The following is a 26,754-nucleotide window of genomic DNA, read 5'->3' on the forward strand; positions in this document are numbered from 1 at the left end:
CCTGAACCGCTGAGCTTTCCGGACCTGCCGATCTTCCCCTGTGTCGCCCTCCAACTCCTTCATCGTTCGGCCGGTGCTCACCACGGTGTGCAGCCTGATCATCGTGATCGCCGGCTTGATCTCGATCCCCGTGCTGCCGATCGAGAGCCTCCCCGACATCGCCCCGCCCACGGTGAACGTGAGCTCCCTCTACGGCGGCGCTGATGCCATCACGGTGGAGCAGGGCGTCACCAACGTGCTTGAGCAGCAGCTCAACGGGGTGGAGGGGATGGACTTCATCAGCTCCAGCAGCTCCGCCGATGGCCGCAGTGAGATCACGGTGTCGTTCAACAGCGGCACGGATCCGGATATCAACCAGGTGAATGTGCAGAACAGGGTGGCCCTGGCCAACCCTTCACTGCCGGAAGAGGTGCGTCAGTCTGGCGTGGTGGTGAACAAGGCCTCCAACCAGATTCTTCTTGTCTATAACTTTGTAAGCGAAGATCCAGACAAGATCAGTTACTCCGCTGAAACCATCAGTGGCTTGCTTGATCAGAATCTCACCGATTCCATCCGGCGCGTTCCCGGTGTTGGAGAACTCACCTATTTTGGCGAACGCCGCCTCGCCTTCCGGCTCTGGCTCGATCCCGACAAGCTGGCTGCCTTCGGGCTCACCTCCAACGATGTGGTGAATGCCCTCAGGAGCCAGAACCGCTTGGTGCCGGCGGGCCAGATCGGTGGCGAGCCTGCCCCTGCAGGACAGCAATTCACCTTCACCGTGCAGCTGCAGGGTCGGTTGATCAACGTGGAGGAGTTCAACAACATGATCGTGCGCAACACGCCTGAAGGTGGTGTGGTGCGGTTTCGGGATGTGGGTGAGGCCAGCCTCGGGGGAGAAAATTATGCGCTCCAGGCAACCGACATCAATGGTGTTCCTTCCATTGGTATGGCGGTGTATCAGTTGGGCGGCACCAATGCCCTGGATACATCGAAGGGGATCAAGGAGGTGCTCGATGAGTTCGAGGCCACCATGCCCGTGGGCCTGAAGATGGAGAAGATCTACGACAGCACTGATTTCATCAACGCCTCCATTGAAGGAGTTGTGAGTTCACTGCGCGATGCGGTGATGCTGGTGGTGCTGATCCTGTTTCTGTTCCTCCAGGACTGGAAAGCCACGTTGGTGCCGGGTATCGCTATCCCCGTGGCCTTGATTGGCACCTTTGCCCTGGTGAATGTCTTCGGTTTCTCACTCAATCAGCTCACCCTATTCGGCCTGATCCTGGCTACTGGCCTGGTGGTGGATGATGCGATCACCGTGATCGAAGACACCTCCACCAAGAAAGCCGAAGGCAAGACGGCAGTGCAGGCGGCCATGGGCACCATGGATGAGCTGTTCTCCGCGGTGATCGCCACTTCGGTGGTGCTGTTTGCAGTGTTCCTGCCGGTGCTGTTCTTCCCCGGCGCCACCGGGGCGATCTACAAGCAGTTTGCCGCCACGATCATCTTTTCAGTGGCGATTTCCACCTTCAATGCCCTCACCTTCTCGCCGATGCTGGCGGCCCTGCTGCTGGCCCAAGAGGGTGAGTCCCCGGGGCGGCGCACCTATGCGATCGCGGGTGGGGCCATCGGTTTCGTCTACGGCGTGCTCAGCGCAGGTAGCGGTGTTTTCGGCACCTTGGTGGCCCTCGCGGTGGGCCTGGTGGTGGGGTATTCGCTGCGTCTGATCACGGGATTGCCTCTGCGCCTGCCGTTTGTGATCGGTGGCGCCGTGAGCGGGCTGCTGCTGGCCGGGGGCACCAGCCCAATCGTGGTGGTGCTGTTCACCGCTCTGGGCATCACCCTGGGCTGGTTGACTCCAGTGATCTTCCGGCGCTTCAACGGCTTTTACGCCGGCCTCGAGCGTCGCTATCACGGCCTGCTGGATTGGGTGCTGGGTCGTCGAGGCCTGGTGATGGCTGTGCTGGCGGGAGGGATCGTGCTCACTGGGGTGGCCTTCAGTGCCATCCCTGCTGGCTTCGTGCCGGTGGAAGATCAGGGGTATGCCATCGGCGTGCTGCAAGCGCCGGATGGGGGCTCGATTCAGGTCACGGATCGGATCAATGCCAAGGTGGCCGCGATCATGCGGGAGGAAAAGGAGATCACAACGGCGGCCTTGTTCAGTGGCGCCAGTTTTGACGGCAATGCCCCCAACAACGGTCTGTTCTTCTTGGGAACGCGGAACTGGAGCGAGCGGACCAATCCGGATCAATCCGTGGAGGCGATTGTGGCGCGGCTGAACCGGCGCTTTGCCCAGGAGATCCAGGAGGCACGGGTGGTCGTGGTGGAGCCCCCCTCGATTCCTGGCTATGGCCAGTCCGGCGGCTTTGAGTTCCAGCTGCTCGATCGCAGTGGGGGGCGCTTTGATCTGCCGGAATTCGCCGCCGCGGCTGGCCAGATCATTCAGGCGGCCAACGCCGATCCCACCTTCAGCTCCGCACCGCCCGTGCGCACCCAGTTCTCGCCGGCGGCCCCTCAGCTGGCGATCGATGTGGACAGGGATCGGCTGGCTTCCCTCGGGGTCGACTTCGGCGAGGCGATGCGCTCCTTCAGCATCAACTTCGGTGGCCTCTACGTGAATGACACCTTCCAGGAAGGGAAGGTGCGCCGGGTGTTCGTTCAGGCCAACGACATCACGCGGGCCACCCCCGAGCGCCTCAAGTCTCTCTATGTGGTCAACAGTGCCGGCGAACAGGTGCCCCTCTCCGAATTCTTCACGGTGCGATCGATCGAGGGCCCTGCTGTGGTGCCTCATTTCAACCTCTACCGCTCGATCAAGATCGATGGCCAGCCAGCGGCGGGAAAGAGTTCCGGCCAGGCCATCAACGGCATGCGCCAGATCTTTGAGGCTCAATCCATCCAGGGCCTGGGCTTTGACTGGACAGGCATCTCCCGGGAGGAGGTGAAGGCCGGCGCCCTGGCGGTGGTGATCTTTGCCCTGGGCATCCTGGTGGTCTATCTGGTGCTGGCGGCCCAGTACGAGAGTTACGCCGACCCGCTGATCATCCTGATGACCGTGCCCACGGCCATGCTGGGCGCCCTGGCCTTCCTGGCCATTCGCGGCGAGGTGCTCAACATCTACGCCCAGGTGGGGCTGGTGATGCTGATCGGCCTGGCTGCCAAGAACGGCATCCTGATCGTGGACCTGGCCAACCAGCGCATGGCCGCCGGCGCCAGGGCCCTGGAAGCAGCCCGGGATGCGGCCCGGTCCAGGCTGCGGCCGATCATCATGACGGCCATCTCTTCGCTGTTCGGCTTCCTGCCCCTGGTGGTGGCCAGTGGCGCCGGTGCCCGCAGCCAGGCCTCCCTCGGCACGGTGGTGTTCGGCGGTCTGCTGGTGGCCACCGTGCTCTCGCTGCTGGTGGTGCCGGTGTTCTATGTGGTTGTCAAGGCGCTGATGGGCGGCGATGCTGGGCCTGAGGCAGGGTCCGGGCCTACCCCAGGGCTGCAACCCTGAAGCCCGACCATGCGTGAGACCCATCCCAATCCCCAGCTCCCAGCCCCGCGTCGTTCGCCGGGGATGAATGGCCGCAAGGTTCTGATCGCTCTGGTGGTGGGTGTGGTGATCGGTGGCGCCATCGGCATCTTCATGGAATCGATCGTGGCCAACACCCCCAACGAGATCGACCCCGAGGATCTGCACTGGCTCCGCCGCCTGCTGGCTGCGGCCGGGGGGCTGAGCGGCCTGGCGATCGAATCCGTTCGCCAACTGCAGACCGCCTGTACCGACCCTGCCTACCGCAATCGCAGGCGGCTGCGCCGCTGAGCGCGACGTCTCAGCAAAGAACAGGGCCAGGGGCGCCCCTCCCGACTACCTTTGGGCAGCTGCCAACCACCTGTGCTCCGCGTCACTGTTGCTGCTGTGGTGCTGTTGGGCAGTGCCTGCGCGGCGCGGCCTCCCCAGGCCCGCTCACCGCTGCAGGTGCAGGTGGCCACCCTGGGCAAGGACACCTTCACGCCTGCGATTGAGGTGATGAGCCGGCTGTCGTCCACCACGGATGTGGCCTTGCGACCTGAGGCCGAGGGACGGGTCGTCCGGATCCTGGCCACCCAGGGCCAGCGGGTTGAGGCCGGCCAGCCGATTCTGGTGCTCGACAACGCTCAGGAAACCGCCACCTTGGATGCGAGCCAGGCCGAAGCTCGCAAGAACCAGGTGAATGCGGAGCGCTACATCTTTCTGAATCAGCAGGGTGCGGTGTCCACCAAAGATCGGGATTTCTATGTCACCCAGGCGATTGAGAGTCGCGACCAGGTCAAGGTCCAGGCGGCCAACCTCGGCTACAAGGTGGTGCGGGCTCCCATTGCTGGTGAAATTGGTGATCTTGATTCCGTGAAACTCGGCGACTATGTGCGCAAGGGTCAGGCGATCACGGGCATTGTTGATAACCAGCGGCTCTGGACCCTTATGGATGTGCCTGCGATTCAGGCCTCCCGGGTCCGTCTGGGCCAGCAGGTGCAGTTGCGCACCCAAGGCAACCCGCCCGTCACCGCCACCGGCCGAGTGGTGTTCATCTCGCCTTACTTCGGCGTCAGCGGCAGTAGCGCGTCCCCCAACACTGTGCTGGTGAAGGCGGAGTTCCCCAATTCCGCTGACCAGCTGAAAACCGGCCAGTTTGTGCAGAACCGGATCATCACCGAGGTGAGTCAGCAGCTGGCCGTCCCGGTGCAAGCCGTGTCGATGCAGGCCCAGCAGCCGTTTGTTTACCGCATTGCGCAACTGAGCACCATTCTGCCAAAGATCCGCGGCTCGAAAGACATTCCCGAGGCCACCCGCGAGCGGCTGGAGAAGCTGCCCCCCTCCACGACAGTGGTTGTGCAGACCGCCGTCAAGCTGGGGCCGCTGCAGGGCAACAGCTATCCGGTCTTGTCTGGTATCTCTGCAGGTGATCGGGTGGTGGTGAGCAATACAGCCCTGTTACGCAACGGCATGCCTGTCAGCATTGCTGCAGCCAGCTGAGGGTTCATGTCACTCTCAGATCGTTTCATCAAGCGGCCGGTCCTCACCACGGTTTGCAGCATCCTGATCGTGCTGATCGGGTTGATTGCGATTCCAACTCTGCCGATCGAGAATCTGCCGGCCATTGCGCCACCCCAGATTCAGGTCACGGCCACCTATGGAGGGGCCAACTCGCTGGTCACCGAGCAGGCGGTGACCAATGTGCTCGAGCAGCATATCAACGGGGTGCCCAATGCAGCCTACATTTCCTCGCTCACGACGAATACCGGTCAGAGCACCGTGAATGTGTTCTTCGATGAGGGAACCGATATCAACATTGACCAAGTCAATGTGCAAAACAGGGTGTCCCTGGCAATGCCTCAATTGCCATCCCAGGTGTCCAGCACGGGTGTGTCTGTTATTCAGACCACTCCTTCTATTCTTCTGGCTTATCAGGTTTCCTCCACAGAGGGGCAATTTGATGCTGCCTATCTGAATGGCCTGATCTACGAGCAGCTCTATTACCAGCTCGGCCGTGTTCCAGGAGTGGCTCAGGTCACCCTGTTTGGAGGCAGCAACCCAGCCTTCTGGTTGTTCGTGGACCCCGTCAGGCTGGCAGCCAATCAGCTCACCGCTGACCAGGTGGTGTCTGCTGTGCAGAGCCAGAACACGGTGGCGATCGGCGGGTTGGTGGGAGGGCCACCCGCCAGTGGGAATCAGGCCTTCACCTATCCCATCTTGGTGGAGAACAACGGCAATCTGGTTTCGGTTGATGATCTCAATCAACTGATCATCGGCCGGTCGCCCCAGGGCAATCTGTTGCGCCTACAGGATGTGGGCGAGGCCAGGTATGGCTTCAACACTTTCGCCACCCAGGGCGTGGATATTGAGGCGCATCCTGCCATCACCATCGGCGTCTATCAGACACCGGAGAGCAATGCCCTGCAGGTGTCCCAGGCGGTGGTGGCGTTGATGGCTGAATTCACCGACCGGTTGCCACCTGGTGTGATCCTCACCCAGATCTACGACGTGGGTCAATTCATCGAGGCGGCCGTGGATGGTGTGGTGGATGCTCTCGGCCTGGCCATTGTGCTGGTGCTTGTGATCCTGTTTCTGTTCCTGCAGGATTGGCGGGCCACGGTGGTGCCAACCCTGGCCATCCCGATCTCCCTGGTGGGCACCTTCGCCTTCATCAAGGTGTTCGGCTTTTCGATCAACCAACTCACCCTGCTGGGGCTGGTGCTGGCCACCGGTCTGGTGGTGGATGACGCCATCGTGGTGATCGAGGCTGTGGCCAGGAACATCGAATCCGGGCTGCGCCCCAGACAGGCCGCGCTGGAGTGCATGGGAGAGCTGATCGGCGCCCTGATCGCCACGGCCTTGGTGCTGATGGCTGTGTTTGTGCCTGTGGCGTTCTACCCAGGCGGCATCGGCATCATCTATCGACAGTTCGCGCTCACGATCGCCTTTTCGATCGCCATCTCCGCCTTCAATGCGCTCACCTTTTCGCCGATGCTGGCGGCCCTGGTGTTGCGCGCCGACAAGCCGCCGCAGCCGAGGGGATGGGGCTGGATCCTGGCTGGTGTGCTGGTGGGCCTGGCCTTCGGGCGTTTCAGTGCGGCCTCCTTCGGGCCGGGGGCCTACGTGGCCGGTGTGCTGGTGTTCGGCATTGCCGGCAGCCGGCTTGGGGCGATCTTTTCGCTGTTCAACAGCGGTTTCGCCCGCCTTGAGAAAGGCTATGCGGGGTTGATCGCCATCTTGATCCGTCGCCGCAGGCTCATCCTCGGGGCGTTGCTGGGGGGCATCGCCCTCACCGTGGTGGCCTTCGGCGCACTGCCCACAGCCTTCATCCCTGAGGAAGATCAGGGTTTCGGGTTGGGTTTTTACCAGCTCCAGAATGGAGCGTCCCTCAGTCAGACCCAGAAGCTGGGTGAACAGATCGCCGCCGTGCTCAAGCAGGAGGAGGATGTGACCAGCGCCGGCATCATCAGTGGTGCCGGCTTCAATGGCAGCAGCCCTGACCAGGGCCTCTTCTTCTTCGGACTCAGGCCACTCGAGGAGCGCTCCGGTACGGATCACAAAGCCCCTGCCATTGTGGATCGCCTCAATGCGAAGCTCTCCAAACTCAGCCTCGGCCTTGCACGGGCTGCCCAGCCGCCGGCGATTCCCGGCTTCTCGGCCCAGAGTGGCTTCTATTTTCAGTTCAACGATCTCTCCAACGGCTCCTACAGCTTCAATGAGCTCGATGGCCTGGCCCAGAAACTGGTGGCCAGCGGCCAGGGAAGTGGTTTCTTCTCCACTCTCTACACCCAGTTCATCCCCAGTGCACCGGCCTTTGGCCTCAAGATCGACCGCTCGATCATGGGCAGCCTGAATGTGGATTTCCAGCAGGCGATGCAGACGATTGCCGTGTTGGCCGGGGGTAACTTTTCAGGACTCACCTATGAAAGTGGCCAGGCGCGCAACATCTATGTGCAGGCCGATGCCGCCGGCCGCGGCGAGCTGGATGATGTGCTGAGTTACTACGTGCGCAGCGAGGATGGCGACCTGGTGCAGGTGTCTCAGTTCGCCACTAGTGAACTGACCAGCGCCCCCCCCGTGATCAGCCACTACAACCTCTACCGCACGATCCTGGTCCAGGGTGCAGAGGCCGTGGGAAAGAGTTCCGGGCAGGCACTGGCAGCCATCCAGAAGATCTTCACCAGGCTTGACTTCAACAACATCGGCTACGCCTTCACCGGTATTGCGGCGCTCCAGCTCTCAGCCGGTAACGCCAGTGTGCTGGTGTTCGGGCTTGGGGTGCTGATTGTGTATCTGGTGCTCTCCGCCCAGTACGAGAGCTATGTGACGCCCGTTGTGATCCTGATGACGGTGCCCCTGGCCATGCTCGGAGCCCTGGCCTTTCTGGCCCTGCGCTCGATCGATCTCAACATCTATGCCCAGGTGGGGCTGGTGACCCTGATCGGGCTGGCGGCCAAGAACGGCATATTGATTGTGGAGGTGGCAGAGCTGCACCTGCAGGAAGGCATGGGGGCGGCGGAAGCGGCCATCGCCGCGGCTGAATCCCGGCTGCGCCCGATCCTGATGACGGCCATCGCGGCCCTGGCCGGCTTTCTGCCCCTGGTGCTGGCCAGCACGGCTGGAGCGAACAGTCAGCAGTCGCTGGGCACGGTGATCTTCGGCGGCTTACTGGTCGCCACTGTGCTCTCGCTCGGGGTTGTGCCGCCCTTTTATGTCACGGTGAAAGGGCTGGAGCAGCGCTGGTTCGGCGGCCGCCGCGATGACGACCCGCCCCCCGAGGCGGAGGCCGGATCTGCATTGAGGTGATCGCTGAGCTGATGATCGCTCAGGTGATCACCGTGGGCTGCTGCATGCCGGTGCGGCTGCGGATCTCAGCCAGCCCATCGATGGCACGGATCAGGTCGCCCAGTGCCACCTGGGGATCCTGTTGCAGTGCCCCCCCCGGCGGCACGTAGCTCTCCAGATACACCCGCAGGGTGGCCCCCTTGGTGCCCGTCCCGGAGAGGCGCAACACCACGCGGCTGCCGTCATCGAGCAGCAGTCGCAGACCCTGGCCGCCGCTCACGGAGCCATCCACCGGGTCGGTGTAGGCGAAGTCGTCGGCCAGCTGGATGCTGCGGCCGGCGAACCCCTGGCCGAGCAGGGAGGGCTGCATCGCCTTGACCCGGCCGTAGAGCTCCTGGGCCGCCCCACTGTCCACGGCCTCATAGTCGTGGCGGGAGTAATAGTGGCGCCCGAAGCGTGCCCAGTGGGCGGCCATGATCTCCGCCACCGAGCAGCGCCGGCTGGCCAGGATCTGCAACCAGAACAGCACGGCCCAGAGGCCATCCTTCTCCCGGATGTGGTGGCTGCCGGTGCCGAAACTCTCCTCGCCGCAGAGGGTGATCCGGCCGGCATCGAGCAGGTTGCCGAAGAACTTCCAGCCGGTGGGGGTCTCGAAGCAGTCGATGCCCAGCTCTTTGGCCACCACATCGGCGGCGCCGCTGGTGGGCATGGAGCGGGCCACCCCGGCCAGGCCGCCGGCGTAGCCCGGAGCCAGGCCGGCGTTGGCGGTGAGCACCGCCAGGCTGTCGCTGGGGTTCACGAAGCAGTGGTTGCCCAGGATCATGTTGCGGTCGCCGTCACCATCACAGGCGGCCCCGAAGCGGTAATCGTTTCCCTCAAGCAGCAGGGACGCCAGCTCATGGGCGTAGGTGAGGTTGGGATCCGGGTGGCCGCCGCCGAAATCCTCAAGCGGAACGCCATGGCGCACCGTGCCCGCCGGAGCCCCCAGCAGGCCCTCCAGGATGCGGCTGGCGTAGGGACCCGTGACCGCATGCATGGCATCGAAGGCCATCGGGAAATCTGAGCGCAGCAGAGCGGCGATGGCGTCGAAGTCGAACAGCTGCTGCATCAGGGCTGCGTAGCCCTCCACGCCATCGATCACCTCCACCTGCAGCGCGCCGAGCGTCCACTGGCCAGGAGACTCGAGCCGCCGGGCGGGTTCGGTGTCGGCGCTGGCGGAGTCCTCGCTGGCGGAGTCTTCGCTGGACGCTTCGGCGATGCGATAGCCCTCCAGCCGCTGGGTCACCGCATAGATGGCGTCGGTGAGGGATTCGGGTGCCGGCCCGCCGTTGGCTCCGTTCAGCTTGACGCCGAAGTCCCCCTCGGGGCCGCCGGGGTTATGGCTGGCCGAGAGGATGATGCCGCCGATCGCCTGGCGTTCACGGATCAGGTGCGAGGCGGCCGGGGTCGAGAGAATCCCCTCCGTGGTGGTGATCACCCGGGCCAGGCCATGGGCGGCCGCCATGCGGCAGATCACCTCAATGGCGTGGCGGTTGCCGTAGCGACCATCGCCCCCCAGCACCAGGGTGCCGCCCTCCACGCCTGGCAGCACCTGGAAGATGGCCTCGATGAAGCTCTCCAGGTAATGGGGAGTGGCAAATTGGCGGCTGCTCTTGCGCAGGCCGGAGGTGCCCGGTCGCTGGTCGCTGAACGGCTGGGCGAGGCGCACCTGCCGAACGGTGATGGCCATGGGGCACCGGTTTGGGGGCCACCAAACTACCGCTGGCCCCAGTGGCCGCCTGGGTCGTCCCCAATGCCTGACCCCGCCGTGCGTTCTGGCTAGGTTGGATGGATTGCCGACGATGCCTTTCATGGCTGTCCATGCCTCCGCTGGCCGCCTGGCTCGGCTTCTGGCCGCAAGGGGTCTGGCTGTGGCGGCCCTGAGCCTCACGTCCCTGGGGGTCGGAGGAGGCTTGGCTCAGGCGCAGGCTGTCTGCGCGGCGGGTGGGGCCAAGGCCAGGCCCTACTACCAGGCCGTTCAGCACACCCGCAAGGCCGCCGAGGCCGTGCTGAGCCGGGGCGGCGCCGAGAGTTGTCTGCGGGGCAAGCTCACCAATGCCCTGCTGGGCCTCTCGGCCAGTTGCGAGGCGGCCGGCCAGAGCAATCGCCTCTGCCAACTCGCCGATCAAGCGGTGGTGCAGCTGAACTGGACGCTGCCGTTCATGGATTCCACCTCCCGGCAGCTGCTGGATCTCTCGGCCTCAGGCCGCTCTGGCCAGGGCCAGGCCAGCGCGCTTTAGGCCCGCTCCCCACGGCTGTCTGATTGTTCAGGAGCCCGGCACGAGGCCGAATCCCCGGCCAGGAGCCTGGGGCCTGGACGGCGGGCTGGTGGTCCGCAGAGGCTGGCTCAGCTGCCGGCAGAACCGAATCATGTCGGTGGCTTCGCCGATCAGCCGCTCGCGGCGTTGAAAGTCGTTGCGGGGCACCACCACCGCGTCCTGGCTGATCTGCCAGAGCGCGTCCTTGCAGTTGCCGCTCAGCCTCGGATGGTCGAGCAGGGGATCGGCGGTGCTGCGGGCCTGATCACAGTCGGGGGCGAGGTTGTCGCGGCCGCAGGCGATCGTGTCCAGCTGCAGTTGGCGCAGCAGCTCCTGGCTGGGGTAGTCAGGGTCGCGAGCCCTGACAGGGCCCTGGAACAGGACGGTCAAGGCCAGCGCGGCAAGGGCGGGAACCAGCAGCAGGTCATGGCGATTCATGGCAGGGCTGGCTGTGCCGTAAGCCTCACCATCATTACGGTGGATCTCAGCCGCGGTTGATGGTCGGCTCGGCAGCTGTCCGTTCCGCCTGGTGGCCACGTCCTCTGCGGAGCGATCAGCGGCCCAGGCTGGCCAGGTCGGTGATCCCCTGGCGCAGGGGTTCCTGGCTGCGCTGCCAGTGGTGGGCCAGTGGTGGCGCCAGCCAGCCTGAGCTCGCCTGCAACAGGCGGCGCAGGCCGCTCTGCCGCTGCAGCCAGAGGCCGCGGGCGGTCTCCTTGGCCTGCAGGTCTTGCAGGCCAAGGGTTTCGGGTTGCCGCAGCGCTTCGATGCGGGCCAGAACCGCATCGAGACTCCTGGCCGGCGCGGTGTGCTGGGCCGGGGCGCTGGCCAGGGCCTCCCCCAGCAGCTGGCCGGCCACCCAGGCATCCCGCAGCGCCAGGTTGATGCCCTGGGCCCGCACCGGACTCATCGGGTGGGCGGCATCCCCGAGCAACAGCAGGCCAGGGCACCACCACCGCTTCGCCAGGCCCACCTCCACCCGCAGCCGCATCGGTTCCGCCGGCTCGCCGGGCTGGGAACGCAGCGCGGCGGCCAGCTCGGGCGGGCTCTGGCGGGCCATGCGTTCCAGCCACTGGCGCGGCGAGACGTTGGGCTCGGTGGCGCCGGCCTGCAGCACCCAGCCCAGCTGCAGGCCACCGCTGGCGGACACAAAGGCGCTGAAGATGCCCTCGGCGCCCACCATCGTGGTGAAATCGCCCGCCAGGGGATCGGGGCCGGCTTCCGGCAGAGCGAACCAGAGCACGTCGATCGGGCTGGCCCTGCGCCTGAGCTCCAGCCCCGCCGCCTCGCGCAGGCTCGACTGGCGCCCGTCGCAGGCCACCACCAGGCTGGCCGGCAGCTGCTCGCCCCCGGCCAGCTGCACGCCGCTGATCCGGCCGCACTGCTGCCTGATCAGTCCGCTCACCCGCTGGCCCAGCAGCACGCGGGCGTTGCCGAGGGCCCGCAGGCGGGCGATCACGGCAGCCAGCAGGGCCGGCTGGCTCACCAGGAGGCAGCCGGGCTGGCCTTCCCCCTCCATGGGCTCGGCCACCCGGAACAGGGGCCGGCCATCGAGACAGAAGCGCCAGCCCGCCAGGGCACGGTGGGGAAGATCGCCCAGCTCCCGTGCCAGCCCCATCGCCTCGAGGGCCTCCAGGCCATGGGGCATCAGGGCTTCGCCGCGGAACTGGCGCTCCAGCCTGGAGGCCGCCTCCACCAGGGTCACCGGCACACCGCGCTGGGCCAGCAGCAGGGCCAGGCAGCTGCCCGCCGGTCCTGCCCCCACCACCACCACGCAGGGGCCGGTTGGGCAGGGGGCGGTGTCGGTTGTGGGCTCAGAGGAAGGCGTTGTAGTTGCGGTTGGTGAGGCTCTCTCTCTCACTCTGACCCATCAGTTGGCTCTTTTTGGTGAGCAGGTAATCCACCAGCTCCTGTTGCACGTCCAGCAGTTCCTTCGTGCAGCCCCGGAATGCAGCCCGGTGGCGAATTTCGTCATGGCGGGTCTGAAGATCCCGCAACATCAGTTGGATCGCATCAAGGGTGGTCGATTCAGCCTTGGCGGCGGATCTTGAGTCCATCAGCGGTGGAGCCTGTCTAGCCAGATCGTACGGGGCCATCCTGGACCAGCCGCTGCCGGCCCCGGCCACAGAGTCTCTGCTGGCGGTCGCGTTTGCGCTGCAGCCGAGCGGAGATGCCGAGTTCCGCCCCCTTCCAGAGGCGATCGATTTCCCGAGTGAAATGGGCCGCCAGCTGGGGCGACTCGATGATCAACAGGGTTTCATCGTTCTGGTGGGCGGCACTCGGACTCCAGTTGAAGGAGCCCGTGACCACGGTGCGTTGATCGAGCACCGCCAGCTTGTGGTGCATCTTGTCGCCGCTGGCCAGGCGCGGGGTGCCGACTCCCTCCAGGGGTTGGCGCTGGGGGGCGTTGCCTGCCTCCAGGGCACAGCGGTGATCGGGCAAGGCCACCCCCAGCAGATCCAGCACTTCGCTGAAGGAGCGGTTGGCAAAGCCCGGGTCAGCCAGCAGCCTGATCGCCACGCCGCGGCGGTGCAGCTGCCCCAGGGTGTTGCCCAGCTGCTGATCGGAGAACACGAACAGGGCCAGATCGGCGCTGCGGCGCGTCTGCTTCAGCAGGCTGTCCAGTTGCTCCACGCCATTGGCGCGATCGCGGCGCCGATGGGGCGCGAACAGCACCGCCACGGGGGTGCCTCGCACCCGCACCCTCTGCAGCCCGGGGCTGTCCTTGCCCAGGCCGAAGCGGCTGTCGGCTGCGCCCCCCGGACCATCCCCCCACAGGCGATGGAATTCAGCGCGGAACAGCTCGGCCAGCTCCGGGCTCTCGATCTGCAGCAGGTGGTTCACGTTGCCGCGGGTCTGGGGGGCGCCCGCATCGCCATGAAGTCCGGACGCGGTGAAGTTGGCGGAGCCCGTGACCACCACCGCCTCATCGATCACCAGGAACTTGTGGTGCATCAGACCACTGCCGGCGCTGCCATCGGCGGTGTCGTCCAGCATCGGCACGCCGCCGCGCCGCAGGATCGCCACCGCATCCCCCCCGCCGAGGGCCTGGAGCTGCTGATGCCGTCGCCGCTCCCGGGGGGACAGATCGGCCAGATGCTGCTCCGACCACTCCTGGCTGTAGGTGTTCTCCAGCACCACCTGCACCTTGATGCCCCGCCGTTGCTGGGCGACCAGGGCCTCGGCCACCCTGGGCAGGGAGAGTTCCTGCACCGCCACCAGGATGCTGCGCCGGGCGGAGCTGATGGCGTTGAGCAGCATGGCCTCCAGGTCATCGCCCTGGCGCCACTCGCCGCTCACCGGGCTCCGGTAGCGGTTGCCCGACCGGTGGTTGAACGCCACGGTGAAGCCCTGGGGCAGGGGCGGCTCTGGTTCAGGGGCACCGCCGACTGTGGCCACGGCTGTGCAGCCCACCAGCAGCCCGGAGGCCGCCAGCAGGGCCAGGCTCAGACCACGGCGGACCCTGGTGGTGGTCGTCAGAAGCTCACCCGCCATTTCCTGATGTCCACGGCTGGCAGCAGTGTTGCCTCAAGCGCCCAATCAGGGCCTGGAACCTAGTGGTGAGAGGGCATCTCAGCCGTACGCAGCATCAGCACAAACCAGAGGGTACCCACCACCACGGCCGTGAGCACCGCTGCTGGCAATCCCACCCAGCGCAGCACCAGGGGCACCGCCACCGGGAAGGCGAGGGCCCCGGCGAGGGGCGTGATGGCAACCACAAGGCGCATCGGTGTGGCGGGGGTGGGCACAGCCAAGTCAGGTCAGAACCACTCGGCTACAGCCTGGTCGGCCGGGTTGCTGTTGTCTTCCGGAGTGGTGCGACTGAATTCGAGTGTGATGTTGCGGCTCTGATCGCCGTCTGCGGCCACGGCCTCGATGGGATAGATCTGGCGGCCGTCGCGGAAGGGCACCTGCACCCGGAAGGTGCCGTCGGCAGACAGGGGCACGTCCTCGCCGCCGATGGCGAGCTTGGCCGAGGGGTCAGTGGCGCCGTAGACAATCAGCTCGGCGTCGGCCACCAGCCAGAAGGAGCGCTGACGCGGCGCCACGCCTCCGATGCCGGACTCACTGCGGCCGCTGGCCCAGATGCCGGCGCCGGAGGCATTGAGGCCGCCGCTCTCAAAGCCTGCCGTGTCGAGCTCATGGAAGGCCTCGGAACCCCGCCTGATCTGCCGCCACTGGGATGTGGCGCTCTGGTAGAGCCGCTCGTGCAGATCCTGATCAGCTCCTGCAGGGGAGGTCGACGGCGTTGCAGCGGCACTGATCGCTGCTGGAGCCGTCGCACCGGTCTCGAGCGTGAAGGGGACGAACTGGTCGAGGATCTGGTCGCTGGGGTGGAGGGCCGGAACCCGGGCAACAGAGGAGAAGGCCAGCGAGATCCAGCCGCCCGCCGAGCCCTTGCGGTAGCCCAGCTCGACCCGGTAATCGCGATCACTCAGGGGAACAGGCAGGTACCACTCGGTGGCGTGACTGTCGACGACCACCTCCTGCAGGGTATGGGGGTGGGCGGAGCCGCCCGAGAGGCCGGTCACATCGGCAAGCCTCAGGCAGAGCTGGTTGGCCCCTGCGGCAAAGGCGGCGTTGCGATCGGCTTCGGTGATGTCCCAGAACACGTAGGCCCACTGCGGGTCGCGGGGCAGGAACACCACGCTGGTGTCAGCCGTGGGCCGGGGGGCCGGCGGCATGTCGGCCTCAATCGACTTCAGCGATGGAGTCTCGGCCTGGGAAGCAGCATTCCCCTGCACCTGGTCGAACCCCTCATCTGGCTGGTCGTCCTTGCGGGCCCCAATCTCAGAGACCAGCTCATCCTTGGACTTGCGGCTGTAGAGGGTCACGCCCAGATCGCTGGCAATCTGGCGGAGTTGCCGGAGCGTCATACGGGCCAACGAGGACAGGGCTTGGCTCACTGCGTAAGGTTTCGTTTGGGATCAGTGTGATGCACTTTTCACCTGGCGGGCCCGTCCGCTCTGGTGGGGTCAGCATCCACTGACCAGGACTCACGCTCCGGTCCCGCCGGGGATCACGGCGGCCCTGCCGGCGGAGTCCACCCCAGCCGCCCAGGGTCACGCCAACCGCCATGAAAAAAGCGGCCCTGGGCCGCTTGGTTTCTGCGTTTTGAGCGGTCGCGTTAGCGGCCGATGCTGCGGTAAGGCACCTTGGCCAGGTAGTTGATGTCGGCAGCGGAAGCCGCGCTGCTGGCCCGCATTGCCGGCAGGCTGCGCACCCAGGGCAGATAGTCCTCGGGGAAGCCGCCACGGCGCTGGCGGGAGCGCTCTGGGTAGGCCTTGGCCGTGCCCGTGTACACCACCTGGGGGAAGCCGAGGATGCTGCGGTAGTAGGCGTCGTAGCGGGGGCTGGTGATGTTGAACGGGGTCTCGCCCAGATCCCGGCTGCCCACCACCCGGTTGCGGTGGTAGGGCACGGTGTCGTAGCCGAAGCTGCCCAGGTACTCCTCCGAATCGAGGATGTCGTCCACCATCCCCTTGACCCCTCGGGTCATCAGCACGGCCGACCAGGCGATCTCCTCAGACTTGCCATGGGTGGGGCGGCCCAGCAGCTTCTCCACCAGGTGACGGGCCACCTTGTAGTTGCTGTTCAGGTTGTAGAAGCTGCGGTTGAAGGTGTCGGAGAGACACAGGGAGCGGATGAAGTCCCGCACCGTGATCTGGCCGTCCCGCAGCTGCGACTCGAGGGTGCGGTCGCGGTCCACCTTGAAGGCATGGAAGAAAATCTGGCGGTAGGCCGCTTCGATCACGAAATTCTGATCTTCGCGGTCGATGGCCTTGTCCATGGCCGCAGCCTTGGGATCCTCATCAGAACCCACCCGCAGAGGGTCCACCCGCGAGTTCTGGGTGGTGGGTGCGTACTTCAGGAGGGGCAGGGCCACGCGATTTCAGCATCCGTCGGCCGTGATCGTAGAAGTGCCGCCCCAGCCCCACCGCCGCAGTCCCGGCAGGACTCACAGTCCGTAACGTTTACCAGCCCAGCGGTGAGAGGCTCTGGCCGGCGTTGAGGCGCTCCTTGCCCGCCGTGGCGGCGGGCCGGGGATCAGCCAGGATCCTGGTTTCCACACAGAACGACGCGGTGTTGGAGAGGCCTTCCACGGTGCTGGTGCGCAGCCGCACGTTGGGACCGGCAAAGCTGAAGCGCTCCAGGCTGTTCATCGTCTCGTAGCTGGTGGTGAGCAGCAGCCCATCGCGCTCATCCATGGCGAAGTGGCCGGCCACGGGAGCCGTTTCGGCGTAACCCCTGTCGCGCAGCAGCAGCCCCTGGCGGCCTGCCGCATCGGTGGGGATCAGCCCGAAGACGCTCTCACCCTCATGGGCCTCGCCGGCCTGGTCCCAGGCCATCGAGGCGTTCCAGGTGACGCGGCAGCCCCCCACCAGCCCGCCGGAGGGCTGGCCGTGCAACGCGGCGATGGCGATCAGGCGCGGATCGTCAGCGGCGAGTTCCACCACCTCGATCCAGGAGCCGCCCGCCTCCGCCCGGCGATGGAGCAGGTGGTGGCTGCTGCGCTGGGAGCGCCAGCGGCCGCAGCTCAGCCGAAAGAAGCCGAGGGCATCGGCGATGGCGTCAGTCACGCGGGCAGGGCAGTTGGCACGATGATCGCAAGCCAGCGGACGAAACGAGGTGGTGATCGGCGTGGCGGCGGCGCTTTGGGCCGCCCTCGGCTGGACCCTCGCCAGCAGTCTGTGGCGACGGCTCCCCCCCTCCCTGGGGGCGGCGCGGCTGAACCTGCTCAAGAACCTGCTGGCCCTGGCCCTGCTGGCCGTGCCCCTGGCCCTGGTGGTGGGCGCCCCCGGGCTCTCCGCCCTGCCCGGCACAGGCCTGGCCCTGCTGGCCGCCAGTGGGGTGCTGGGCATCGCGGCGGGCGACAGCCTCTTTTTCGCGGCTCTGCGGCGCCTGGGCACCCGCCGCACCCTCACGGTGGAGGCCGGCGGCCCCGCCCTCACCGCAGCGGCGGCGGCACTCCTGCTCGGGGAGGCCCTGGGCCCGCAGCAGTGGGCCGGGATCGGCCTGATCAGCGTTGCCCTGGTGCTGGTGGCCCGTCAGGGCTCCCCTGCCGCAGTCGGCGCTGCGGGGCCGCCGGCAGCGGCCGGGCTGCTGCTGGCCGCGGCGGCGATGGTCTGCGGCAGTGCCGGCGCCCTTCTGGCCCGGGCGGCCCTCCAGGGCGGTGCGATCAGCCCCTTGGCGGCCACGGGCCTGCGCCTGGCTGCGGCCAGCCTGGTGATGCTGCCCTTGCTGCCCGGCCTGGTGGGCCGCTGGCGACGGCCCGCCGGCGCCTGCGCCCGCAGTACCGGCTCGATGCGCTCCCTCTGGGGGCTGGTGCTGCTGGCCACCCTGCTGGGCACGGTCGGCGGGATCGCCCTGCAACAAGTGGCCCTGAGCCGCCTGCCAGCAGGACTGGCGGTGTCGTTGCTGGCCACGGCGCCGGTGATGGCCGTGCTGCTGGCGCCGCTGGAGGGAGACAGGCCACTGCTGAGCGGCTGGCTGGCGGCCCTGGCTGCCCTGGCCGGGGTGGTGCTGCTGGTGAGCTGATCGACTCAGCCCGGGGGCAGGTGGTGGTCAGGAACCAGCGTCATCGATCCTGAGGCGCTGATCTGCGGCGGCCTTGGCGCTCCGGCACAGCTCAGGGAGCTCCAGGGCCAGGGCCGTGCTGCCCAGGCCCGACGCGATTGACTCGAGCTGGCGGCCTGCGGCCTCGAGCTGATCCAGAAAGGTGTGCCGAAAGGAGGGGTCGTCGCGCAGCTGCGGTACCCCGCAGGCCCAGTGGTTCAGGGCAGTCCGATCAGGGGGCGACCCCTCCCGCCGTGCGGCGATGGCCTGGAGGGTGCGCAGGCCATGGGCCAGAAGCCTGAGGTGATGCCGCTCCAGGGCGGGGAGCAGGGTGGCCTCCAGCTCGGCCAGCTCGTTGGCGCTGAGCGGACCTTGCATCCCTTGCCTGGGGGAAGCGGGCATGGCGGGCGTGCTCAGGAGGCGACGGCGGGCTGGAGCCGGAACCCGCAGGAGTGCCCTGCTTCCAGCCGCCACTGCACCCTCTCCACCACGCAGTCGGGGAAGGTTTCGCGGATCAGGCGCAGTTCCTGATCACAGACGCAGGGAAACTGCTCGGCGATCCGCATCACGGAGCAGTGGAATTCCTGGATCACCCAGGAGTGGCCATCGGGATCGGGGCTGCACTCGGCCACATAGCCCTCCTGCCGCCTCAGGTCCACGAGCCGCTCAAGCCGCTCCTTCAGGCTGCCTGCCCCCACATGGCGGCGGTACGACTGGGCTTTCTGACTTCCCTGCTGGCAGAGCAGCAGGTTCACGGTCTCCTCGGAGAGCGACTCGGTCATCGACTGGAGCAGACCGAGGGCAAAATCCTCGCTTCCGTCTGGAAACTTGCCCTGCCCCTGGGCGGTGAGATGCCACTGGTTGCTCGGGCGCCCAGGACCGGCGGCACTGAGGCTGGAGTGCACGAGCCCCTCCTCCTCCAGGGTGCGCAGGTGGCGCCGCATCACTTGCACGGAGACATCCAGCCGCCGGGCCAGTGCCGCTGCCGTGGACTCTCCATGGCGCAGGAGCAGGGCCAGGGCCGCCTCCCGGGTGGAGGAGGGTGTGGTGTCGGCGCTGTTCACTGCGGCGCCAGGGGCTGGTGAACGGCCCACAGACGCGAAGCAAGCCGCGGAGGTGTCACTGATGACTGGAGTGGCGAGGCCATCCGGGGCTGAACCTGAAACGATTGCAGTGGTCGGGGTGCGGTAGGCGATGGGTCATCGCATCACTCACACCGGGTCCCAACACGATGCCACGGGTTCGCGGCGATTGGGTGGCCAGACTCGCCGGCCCTCACCTGGGCGGCACAATGGGAGAGCACCCACCCCCAGGATCTGTGCCCTAAGCTGCGGGAAAGGAAACCTAAGGGTTTCGTAATCAGCGGTTTTGGTCAGGTTGGCCGCTTCAGAGCCGATCCTGAGTCTCCTTGCTCAAGCCGGCACTTCGGCCCGTTGAGATCAGCGCCCAGCGTCCTCGCTTTCTTGCCCGGGTTCCTGCTGCCACGCCTGTCAGCCCTCTTCTGCCCTCCCTCTGTCGCTCTTTCCCCTCCATGTCTGATGCCGCCGCCGCCAGCTCCGCACCCAGCCCCGAGAGCCTGGAGGTGATCCGGAAGTTTGCTGAGACCTACGCCCAGCGCACCGGCACCTACTTCTGCAGTGATCCGGGGGTGACGGCGGTGGTGCTGGAGGGCCTGGCCCGCCACAAGGAGGACCTTGGCGGTGCCCTTTGCCCCTGCCGCCACTACGAAGACAAGGAGGCTGAGGTGGCGCAGGCCTTCTGGAATTGCCCCTGTGTGCCGATGCGGGAGCGCAAGGAGTGCCACTGCATGCTGTTCCTGACCGAAGACAACCCTTTCCGCGGTGAGAAGCAGTCCATCAGCATCGAAGAAATCAAAACCCTCGCCGCCGGCTGATCCACCGCTTTTCCCAACATGTCTACAGCCACCGTCGGAGAACTTGTTTCTCAGCCGTATAAGTATGGTTTCGTCACTGACATTGAAACCGATAAGATTGCCAAGGGCCTCAGCGAGGACGTGGTTCGGCTGATCTCCGCCAAGAAAGAGGAGCCTCAGTTTCTGCTTGATTTCCGTCTGCGTGCCTACCGGCAGTGGCTGCAGATGCAGGAGCCCGATTGGGCGGCACTGGGCTTCCCGGGCATTGATTACCAGGAGATCATCTATTACGCCGCCCCCAGACAGCAGGAGAAAAAAGCCAGCCTCGATGAGGTGGATCCCAAGCTGCTGGAAACCTTTGACAAGCTCGGCATCCCCCTGGGTGAGCAGAAGCGGCTTTCCAACGTGGCTGTGGATGCCGTGTTCGACAGCGTTTCCATTGCCACCACCTTTCGCGAAAAGCTCGCCGAAGACGGTGTGATCTTCTGCTCGATCAGCGAGGCCGTCAAGGATTTTCCCGAACTGATCGAGGCCTACCTGGGCACGGTGGTGCCCACCAATGACAATTTCTTTTCAGCACTCAATTCCGCCGTCTTCAGCGATGGCTCTTTTGTTTTCATCCCCAAGGGTGTGGCGTGCCCGATGGAGCTGTCCACCTATTTCCGCATCAACTCCGGTGATACGGGCCAGTTTGAGCGCACCCTGATCGTGGCTGAGGAGGGTGCCTCCGTGAGTTACCTCGAAGGCTGCACGGCACCGATGTTTGACACCAACCAGCTGCACGCTGCAGTGGTTGAGCTGGTGGCCCTCGATGACGCCTCCATCAAGTATTCCACCGTGCAGAACTGGTATGCCGGCGATGAGAATGGGAAAGGAGGCATCTACAACTTCGTCACCAAGCGGGGCCATTGCCGCGGCGAGCGCAGCAAGATCAGTTGGACCCAGGTGGAAACCGGATCAGCCATCACCTGGAAATACCCCAGCTGCGTTCTGCAGGGAGCTGATTCCGTCGGTGAGTTCTATTCTGTGGCCCTCACCAACAACCGTCAGCAGGCTGACACCGGCACCAAGATGGTGCATGTGGGCCCCCGCACCCGCTCCACGATCGTGAGCAAGGGTATCAGCGCCGGCCACTCCTCCAACAGCTACCGCGGCCTGGTGCAGATCGGCCCGAAAGCCCTGGGTGCCCGCAATTACAGCCAGTGCGATTCGATGTTGATCGGCGATCAGGCTGCTGCCAACACCTACCCCTACATCCGCTGTCAGCAGCCCGAGGCCGCTGTGGAGCACGAGGCCAGCACCTGCCGCATCTCGGCAGACCAGCTCTTCTATCTGCAGAGCCGCGGGATCGGCTTTGAAGAGGCGGTGTCGATGATGGTGAGCGGCTTCTGCCGCGATGTGTTCAACCAGCTGCCGATGGAGTTTGCCGCCGAAGCCGACAAGCTGCTGGCCCTCAAGTTGGAGGGATCGGTGGGTTAGGCCTCTCCACCGCCTCTCCCCTGTGGCTCCAACTGTTCAGTCCAGCTCAGCACCGTCCAGCCCCCCGTTCCGTTTCTGATTTTCCGTGATTCGCCCAGACGCCCCCGTACTCCTAGAGATCCGCGACCTGCAGGCTTCGGTGGAGGACCAGCCCATCCTCAAGGGGGTGAACCTCACGATCAGAGCCGGTGAGGTGCATGCCGTGATGGGCCGCAATGGCAGCGGCAAGAGCACCCTCTCCAAGGTGCTGGCCGGTCACCCCGCCTACACCGTCACCGGCGGCTCGGTCCACTACCGCGGCGACAACCTGCTGGAGCTGGATCCGGAAGAGAGGGCCCGCATCGGCCTCTTCCTCGGCTTCCAGTACCCGGTGGAGATTCCCGGGGTGAGCAACCTTGAGTTCCTGCGGGTGGCCACCAACGCCCGCCGCAGCCAGCAGGGTGCCGAGGAGCTCGACACCTTCGCCTTCGAGGATCTGGTGCGCGAGCGCCTGGCGGTGGTTCAGATGGACCCCGCCTTTCTCGATCGCAGCGTCAACGAGGGGTTCAGCGGCGGTGAGAAAAAGCGCAACGAGATCCTGCAGATGGCCCTGCTGGAACCTGTGGTGGCCATCCTCGATGAAACGGATTCCGGCCTCGACATCGATGCCCTGCGCATCGTGGCCGGCGGCGTCAACCAGCTCGCCAGCCCCGACAACGCCACCCTGTTGATCACCCACTACCAGCGCCTGCTGGAGGTGATCACCCCGGACTATGTGCACGTGATGGCGGCTGGCCGCATCCTGCGCAGCGGTGGCAAGGAGCTGGCTCTTGAGCTTGAGCGCACCGGCTACGACTGGGTGGACGAGCAGGTCGCCCGCCTCGAGGCAGCTGCCGAGCGCCAGCCTTTGGAGGTGGGCTGATGGTGGCCAGCTCCCGGGCTCCTGTGGCCCCTGCTCCCACTGCCGGCACCGAGGCCTGGCTCAGCGCCCTGGCCGGGGCAGCGCTGCCCACCCGCCGCCAGGAGGACTGGCGCTTCACCGATCTTTCGGCGCTGCAGACCCTGCCCCAGTGCCTCGCTGCACCCGCCACCAGCTGCTGGGATCTGGAGACGCTGCCGGCCGGCATCAGCCGCCTTTCCGCCGAGGCGGCGGCTGCCGAGCAGGGCCGCTCGCTGGCGGCCACCGGCTGCAGTGAGCACTGGCCGGTGCGGCTGAATGCCGGTGCTGATCCGGCCCTGCTGGCCCTGCGGGTGAGCGGCTGCGCCGATCCCCTTGAGCTGTTGTGGCAGGCCGGTGCCGGCGAGGGTCTGCGTGCCAGGCGGCTGCTGCTGGTGCTGGAGCCGGGGGCGAGCCTCGATCTGTTTCTGCTGATCACCGCCGCCGGCCCCCAGGCCCTGAGCCTGGTGATCGAGGTGGCGATGGCCACCGACAGTCGCCTCAACTTCGGCAGCCTGGCCATCGGCAAGGGCGGCCAGGCCACCCTGCTGGCCCACACGGCCATCCGCCAGGCCTCCGGAAGCCAGCTGAAGCTGGTGAACGGCAGCTCTGGCTGGGCGCTGCTGCGCCAAGAACCCCGCTTGGTGCAGACCGATGGCGCCGCCCACGCCTGCCTGCGCGGGCTGCAGCTCGTCGATGGCGAGCAGGTGGCTGACACCCATAGCCATGTGTGCTTCGAGGGCCCGGCCGGCAGCCTCGACCAGCTGCACAAGGTGGTGGCCGATGATCGCGGCCGCAGCGTGTTCAACGGTGCTGTGCAGGTGCCCCGGGTGGCCCAACAGACCAATGCGGCCCAGCTGAGCCGCAACCTGCTGCTCTCCGACCGCGCCAGGATTGACACCAAGCCCGAACTGGAAATCGTGGCCGATGACGTCAAGTGCGCCCACGGCGCCACCGTGAGTCGCCTGCAGCTCGAGGAGCTCTTCTACCTCCAGAGCCGTGGCATCGCCGCCGCCCAGGCCGCCGCCCTGCTCAAGCGCGGCTTCTGTGAGGAGGTGCTGCGCGAGCTGCCCGCCGCCGCCGCCCGCCATCGCCCGCTCCAGAGCCTGCTGGGAGAAGCCTGAAGCTCCATGCCGATCACCTCCGCCATCGCCAAGGCTGCCGCCAGCCCCGACAGCGCCCCGCTCTCCAGCCCTGCGGGAGCGGAGCCGGCCGTGATGGCGCCTGACAACCTGGCCCTGCAGACGCGGCCCGACTTTCCCCTGCTCGCCCAGACGGCCTGCCTCGGCCAGCCGCTGATCTATCTCGATCACGCCGCCACCAGCCAGAAGCCGCGGCAGGTGCTCTCGGCCCTGCAGCGCTACTACGACCACGACAACGCCAACGTGCACCGGGGCGCCCACCAGCTGAGCGCCAGAGCCACGGAGGGCTTTGAGGGCGCCAGGGCCAAGACGGCCGCCTTTGTGGGTGCGGCCAGCCCCCGGGAGATCGTGTTCACCCGCAATGCCAGCGAGGCGATCAACCTGGTGGCCCGCACCTGGGGCGAGGCCAACCTCAAGCCGGGCGATGAGATTCTGCTCTCGGTGATGGAGCACCACAGCAATCTGGTGCCCTGGCAGCTGCTGGCCGCCCGCACCGGCTGTGTGCTGCGCCATGTGGGCCTCACGGCCACCGGCGAGCTCGACCTCGACGATCTGCGCGCCCAGCTCAATGACCGCACCCGGCTGGTGAGCCTGGTGCAGGTGAGCAACACCCTCGGTTGCCTCACACCGATCGCCGAGATCGCGCCCTTGGCCCATGCCGTGGGGGCACTGCTGCTGGTGGATGCCTGCCAGAGCCTGGCCCACCTGCCGGTGGATGTGGCCCGTCTCGACTGCGACTTCCTCGTGGGCAGCTCCCACAAGCTGTGCGGCCCCACGGGCATGGGCTTCCTCTGGGCCCGCGAGGCCCTGCTGGAGGCGATGCCGCCCTTCCTGGGGGGCGGCGAAATGATCCAGGACGTGTTTCTTGACCACAGCAGCTGGGCTGAACTGCCCCACAAGTTCGAAGCGGGCACCCCGGCGATCGGCGAGGCGATCGGCATGGGGGCCGCCCTCGACTATCTGCAATCGATCGGGCTGGAGCGGATCCACCGCTGGGAGCAACAGCTCACCCGCCGCCTGTTCGAGCGGCTCAACGCCATCGACGGGGTGACGATCCTGGGGCCCACTCCAGACCAGCAGCCCGATCGCGGTGCCCTCGCCGCCTTCACCGTGGAGGGCCTGCACGCCAATGATCTGGCGGCTCTGCTCGACTCGGCCGGGATCTGCATCCGCAGCGGCCACCACTGCACCCAACCGCTGCATCGGCTCTACGGGATCCCCGGCTCGGCGCGGGCCAGTCTCAGTTTCACCACCTCCCCCGAGGAGATCGACCGCTTCGCGGAGGAACTGGAGGGCACGATCGGCTTCCTGCGCGAGCACAGCTGAGATCGGGCCCCCGGGCCCACCTTCCCTCTCCCATGCTGCTGCTTCCCGAGCGCAAGGCGCTGTTCCTGCACATTCCCAAGACCGGGGGGCAGACCATCGAGCGCCTGCTCGGTTTCCCCCACCGCCACCAGCATCACTCCAGCAAGGGCCTGCCCAGTGACTGGCAGCGCTGGTTCCGCTTCACCTTCGTGCGGCACCCGGTGGATCGCTTCATCAGCGCCTGCAACTACTACGTGGACATGGCGGGGCGCCATCAGCGCCGCTACCGGCAGCCCGCCGAGCGGGGTGTGATCGCCAGCTTTCGGCTCTGGTTGCTGGAGGAGAAGCCCAGCCTGCCGCAGGTGGTGGAGGCACTGCAGGCCCAGGATCTCTACCGCCGGCATGCTGGCTTCGCGCCCCAGCTGCGGCGCATCAGGGCTGTGCAACCCCAGTTCCTGGGACGGTTCGAACGCTTTGCCGACGATGTGAACACGGTGCTGACACTGCTCGATGTGGACGCCAGGCTCGAGGCGGGGGCGCCGCGCATCAACGCCTCGAAGCGGCACTATCGGCAGGTCGATCTCGATGGGCCTGCCCTGCAGGCGCTCAGCCGCATGTATCGGGCTGATTTCCAGCAGCTGGGCTACAGGCCCGCCCCTCCCACTGCCCTTCCCAACGATGAACATTGACGGCCAGGCCTGGCGCACCATCTGGCTGGAGCCCGACGGCCGTTCGGTGGGGGTGATCGACCAGACCCTGCTGCCCCATCGCTTCACCACCCGCCAGCTCAGCAGCTGTGACGCGGCGGCCGAGGCGATCCGCACGATGGTGGTGCGGGGGGCGCCCCTGATCGGTGTCACGGGGGCCTATGGGCTGATGCTGGCCCTGCAGAGCGACCCCAGCGACACCGCCCTCGCCCAGGCCTACGACCAGCTCAATGCCACCCGGCCCACGGCCGTGAACCTGCGCTGGGCCCTGCAGCGGGTGCGGCAGCGGGTGCAGGCCTTGCCGGAACGAGAGCGGGCCGAGGTGGCGCGTCTCGAGGCCGCGGCGATCGCCGAGGAGGATGTGGCCATGTGCGCGGCCATCGGCGACCACGGCCTGGCGCTGTTTCAGGCCTTGGCCGCGGGCCGAGCGCTCGAACGGCAGGGGCGGCCGTTCCAGGTGCTCACCCACTGCAATGCCGGCTGGTTGGCCACGGTCGACTGGGGCACGGCCCTGGCGCCGATCTACAAGGCCCACCGCGCCGGCCTGGACCTGCACGTGTGGGTGGACGAGACCCGGCCCCGCAACCAGGGAGCCAGCCTCACCGCCTTTGAGCTGGGCCGGGAGGGCGTGCCCCACACCGTGATCGTGGACAACGCCGGCGGTCACCTGATGCAGCACGGCCTGGTGGACGCCGTGATCGTGGGCACCGACCGCACCACCCGCAGCGGCGATGTCTGCAACAAGATCGGCACCTACCTCAAGGCCCTCGCCGCCCACGACAACGGCGTGCCCTTTTACGTGGCCCTGCCGGGCTCCACCATCGACTGGAGCCTGCGCGACGGCCTCGCGGAGATTCCGATCGAGGCCCGCTCCGGCAGTGAGGTGACCCAGATCAGCGGTCGCCTGCTCAACACCGGCGCCATCGCCGCTGCTGGAGAGTCCGCTGCCACCAGGTCCGCTGCCATGGAATCCGCCACGGTGGCCCTCACTCCGGAGGGCAGCGAGGGCTTCAATCCGGCCTTCGATGTCACCCCGGCCCGGCTGGTGACAGCCCTGATCACCGAACGGGGCGTGGCCCCGGCCAGCGAGGCCGGCCTGGTGGGGCTCTATGGGGACCTGGGCGGTGCGGGCGGCTCGGGCAGTTCGGGCCGCGCGGGGGCTCAGGGAGGTTTGCAGTAGAGGCCAGCCCCGCTGGTCTTTAGCCTCGGGATTCCCGCGTCTCC

Annotated in this window: 24 protein-coding genes; 13 read left to right on the top strand and 11 right to left on the bottom strand. The window is 66.6% G+C overall.

The features are described from left to right. Positions 1–40 precede the first annotated feature (40 nt). The 4 genes from CyaNS01_RS02290 to CyaNS01_RS02305 all read left to right on the top strand — a co-directional run bounded on the left by CyaNS01_RS02290 (position 41) and on the right by CyaNS01_RS02305 (position 8,278). Positions 41–3,472: an efflux RND transporter permease subunit gene (locus CyaNS01_RS02290; protein WP_186698530.1), complete on the top strand. Its 3,432-nt coding sequence runs from the start codon at positions 41–43 to the stop codon at positions 3,470–3,472. A 9-nt stretch (positions 3,473–3,481) separates the two neighbouring features. Then, the gene (locus CyaNS01_RS02295; protein WP_186698532.1) at positions 3,482–3,781 is read left to right on the top strand and encodes a hypothetical protein; all 300 of its coding nucleotides are present in this window, start codon (positions 3,482–3,484) and stop codon (positions 3,779–3,781) included. Between the two features lie 156 nt (positions 3,782–3,937). Then, a complete protein-coding gene (locus CyaNS01_RS02300; RefSeq protein ID WP_370561637.1) occupies positions 3,938–4,972 on the top strand; it encodes an efflux RND transporter periplasmic adaptor subunit in 1,035 nt (344 codons plus the stop codon). A gap of 6 nt (positions 4,973–4,978) precedes the next feature. Then, complete coding sequence (locus tag CyaNS01_RS02305; RefSeq protein WP_186698536.1) at positions 4,979–8,278, top strand: efflux RND transporter permease subunit; 3,300 nt, start codon at positions 4,979–4,981, stop codon at positions 8,276–8,278. Positions 8,279–8,297: 19 nt separating this feature from the next. On the opposite strand, the gene CyaNS01_RS02310 is transcribed toward CyaNS01_RS02305, so the two are convergent. Then, complete coding sequence (locus tag CyaNS01_RS02310) at positions 8,298–9,986, bottom strand: alpha-D-glucose phosphate-specific phosphoglucomutase (RefSeq protein WP_186698537.1); 1,689 nt, start codon at positions 9,984–9,986, stop codon at positions 8,298–8,300. Between the two features lie 223 nt (positions 9,987–10,209). Here CyaNS01_RS02310 and CyaNS01_RS02315 point away from each other — a divergent pair, with 223 nt between their 5' ends. Further along, complete coding sequence (locus CyaNS01_RS02315) at positions 10,210–10,536, top strand: hypothetical protein (protein ID WP_225875756.1); 327 nt, start codon at positions 10,210–10,212, stop codon at positions 10,534–10,536. Between the two features lie 27 nt (positions 10,537–10,563). Here CyaNS01_RS02315 and CyaNS01_RS02320 read toward each other — a convergent pair whose 3' ends face one another. The 8 genes from CyaNS01_RS02320 to CyaNS01_RS02355 form a co-directional block, all read right to left on the bottom strand. Further along, positions 10,564–10,992, bottom strand: a complete 429-nt coding sequence (locus CyaNS01_RS02320; RefSeq protein ID WP_186698539.1) for a hypothetical protein — start codon at positions 10,990–10,992, stop codon at positions 10,564–10,566. 115 nt (positions 10,993–11,107) lie between these two features. After that, the gene (locus CyaNS01_RS02325) at positions 11,108–12,316 is read right to left on the bottom strand and encodes an FAD-dependent monooxygenase (protein ID WP_225875757.1); all 1,209 of its coding nucleotides are present in this window, start codon (positions 12,314–12,316) and stop codon (positions 11,108–11,110) included. A gap of 49 nt (positions 12,317–12,365) precedes the next feature. Continuing rightward, positions 12,366–12,608, bottom strand: coding sequence for a hypothetical protein (locus CyaNS01_RS02330; RefSeq protein WP_186698543.1), 243 nt, complete (start codon positions 12,606–12,608; stop codon positions 12,366–12,368). A gap of 16 nt (positions 12,609–12,624) precedes the next feature. Further along, positions 12,625–14,046, bottom strand: a complete 1,422-nt coding sequence (locus CyaNS01_RS02335; RefSeq protein ID WP_186698545.1) for a phosphatidylserine/phosphatidylglycerophosphate/cardiolipin synthase family protein — start codon at positions 14,044–14,046, stop codon at positions 12,625–12,627. Positions 14,047–14,105: 59 nt separating this feature from the next. After that, positions 14,106–14,306 carry a hypothetical protein gene (locus tag CyaNS01_RS02340; RefSeq protein WP_186700901.1) on the bottom strand — a complete coding sequence of 67 codons (201 nt, stop codon included), beginning with the start codon at positions 14,304–14,306 and terminating at the stop codon, positions 14,106–14,108. A gap of 6 nt (positions 14,307–14,312) precedes the next feature. Beyond that, positions 14,313–15,458, bottom strand: coding sequence for a DUF4912 domain-containing protein (locus CyaNS01_RS02345; protein WP_225875758.1), 1,146 nt, complete (start codon positions 15,456–15,458; stop codon positions 14,313–14,315). 221 nt (positions 15,459–15,679) lie between these two features. Further along, the gene (locus tag CyaNS01_RS02350) at positions 15,680–16,438 is read right to left on the bottom strand and encodes a phycobilisome rod-core linker polypeptide (RefSeq protein WP_186698546.1); all 759 of its coding nucleotides are present in this window, start codon (positions 16,436–16,438) and stop codon (positions 15,680–15,682) included. Between the two features lie 88 nt (positions 16,439–16,526). Continuing rightward, the gene (locus CyaNS01_RS02355; protein WP_186698548.1) at positions 16,527–17,132 is read right to left on the bottom strand and encodes a phycobiliprotein lyase; all 606 of its coding nucleotides are present in this window, start codon (positions 17,130–17,132) and stop codon (positions 16,527–16,529) included. A gap of 49 nt (positions 17,133–17,181) precedes the next feature. Here CyaNS01_RS02355 and CyaNS01_RS02360 point away from each other — a divergent pair, with 49 nt between their 5' ends. After that, complete coding sequence (locus tag CyaNS01_RS02360) at positions 17,182–18,090, top strand: EamA family transporter (protein WP_186698550.1); 909 nt, start codon at positions 17,182–17,184, stop codon at positions 18,088–18,090. A 27-nt stretch (positions 18,091–18,117) separates the two neighbouring features. Here the strand turns inward: CyaNS01_RS02360 and CyaNS01_RS02365 are convergent, their stop codons facing one another. Further along, positions 18,118–18,486, bottom strand: coding sequence for a hypothetical protein (locus CyaNS01_RS02365; RefSeq protein ID WP_186698552.1), 369 nt, complete (start codon positions 18,484–18,486; stop codon positions 18,118–18,120). A gap of 35 nt (positions 18,487–18,521) precedes the next feature. Continuing rightward, positions 18,522–19,172: an iron-sulfur cluster biosynthesis transcriptional regulator SufR gene (sufR, locus tag CyaNS01_RS02370; protein ID WP_186698554.1), complete on the bottom strand. Its 651-nt coding sequence runs from the start codon at positions 19,170–19,172 to the stop codon at positions 18,522–18,524. 467 nt (positions 19,173–19,639) lie between these two features. Between sufR and CyaNS01_RS02375 the strand changes: the two genes are divergently transcribed. The 7 genes from CyaNS01_RS02375 to mtnA all read left to right on the top strand — a co-directional run bounded on the left by CyaNS01_RS02375 (position 19,640) and on the right by mtnA (position 26,710). Then, entirely contained in the window at positions 19,640–20,002 is a 363-nt protein-coding gene (locus CyaNS01_RS02375) for a ferredoxin-thioredoxin reductase catalytic domain-containing protein (RefSeq protein WP_186698556.1), read from the top strand. 18 nt (positions 20,003–20,020) lie between these two features. After that, on the top strand, positions 20,021–21,460 hold the full coding sequence (gene sufB / locus CyaNS01_RS02380) for a Fe-S cluster assembly protein SufB (RefSeq protein WP_186698557.1): 1,440 nt from the start codon (positions 20,021–20,023) through the stop codon (positions 21,458–21,460). Positions 21,461–21,545: 85 nt separating this feature from the next. Further along, positions 21,546–22,361, top strand: a complete 816-nt coding sequence (gene sufC / locus CyaNS01_RS02385; protein WP_186698559.1) for a Fe-S cluster assembly ATPase SufC — start codon at positions 21,546–21,548, stop codon at positions 22,359–22,361. Beyond that, positions 22,361–23,500 carry a SufD family Fe-S cluster assembly protein gene (locus CyaNS01_RS02390; RefSeq protein WP_186698561.1) on the top strand — a complete coding sequence of 380 codons (1,140 nt, stop codon included), beginning with the start codon at positions 22,361–22,363 and terminating at the stop codon, positions 23,498–23,500. The genes sufC and CyaNS01_RS02390 overlap by 1 nt, the downstream gene beginning before the upstream one ends. 93 nt (positions 23,501–23,593) lie before the next feature. Continuing rightward, entirely contained in the window at positions 23,594–24,844 is a 1,251-nt protein-coding gene (locus tag CyaNS01_RS02395) for a SufS family cysteine desulfurase (RefSeq protein ID WP_186700102.1), read from the top strand. 32 nt (positions 24,845–24,876) lie between these two features. Continuing rightward, positions 24,877–25,512, top strand: a complete 636-nt coding sequence (locus tag CyaNS01_RS02400; RefSeq protein ID WP_186698562.1) for a sulfotransferase family 2 domain-containing protein — start codon at positions 24,877–24,879, stop codon at positions 25,510–25,512. After that, positions 25,502–26,710, top strand: coding sequence for an S-methyl-5-thioribose-1-phosphate isomerase (gene mtnA, locus CyaNS01_RS02405; protein WP_186698564.1), 1,209 nt, complete (start codon positions 25,502–25,504; stop codon positions 26,708–26,710). The genes CyaNS01_RS02400 and mtnA overlap by 11 nt, the downstream gene beginning before the upstream one ends. The last annotated feature ends 44 nt before the right edge of the window (positions 26,711–26,754 follow it).

The organism is Cyanobium sp. NS01 (assembly GCF_014280235.1).
GTDB lineage: Bacteria > Cyanobacteriota > Cyanobacteriia > PCC-6307 > Cyanobiaceae > NIES-981.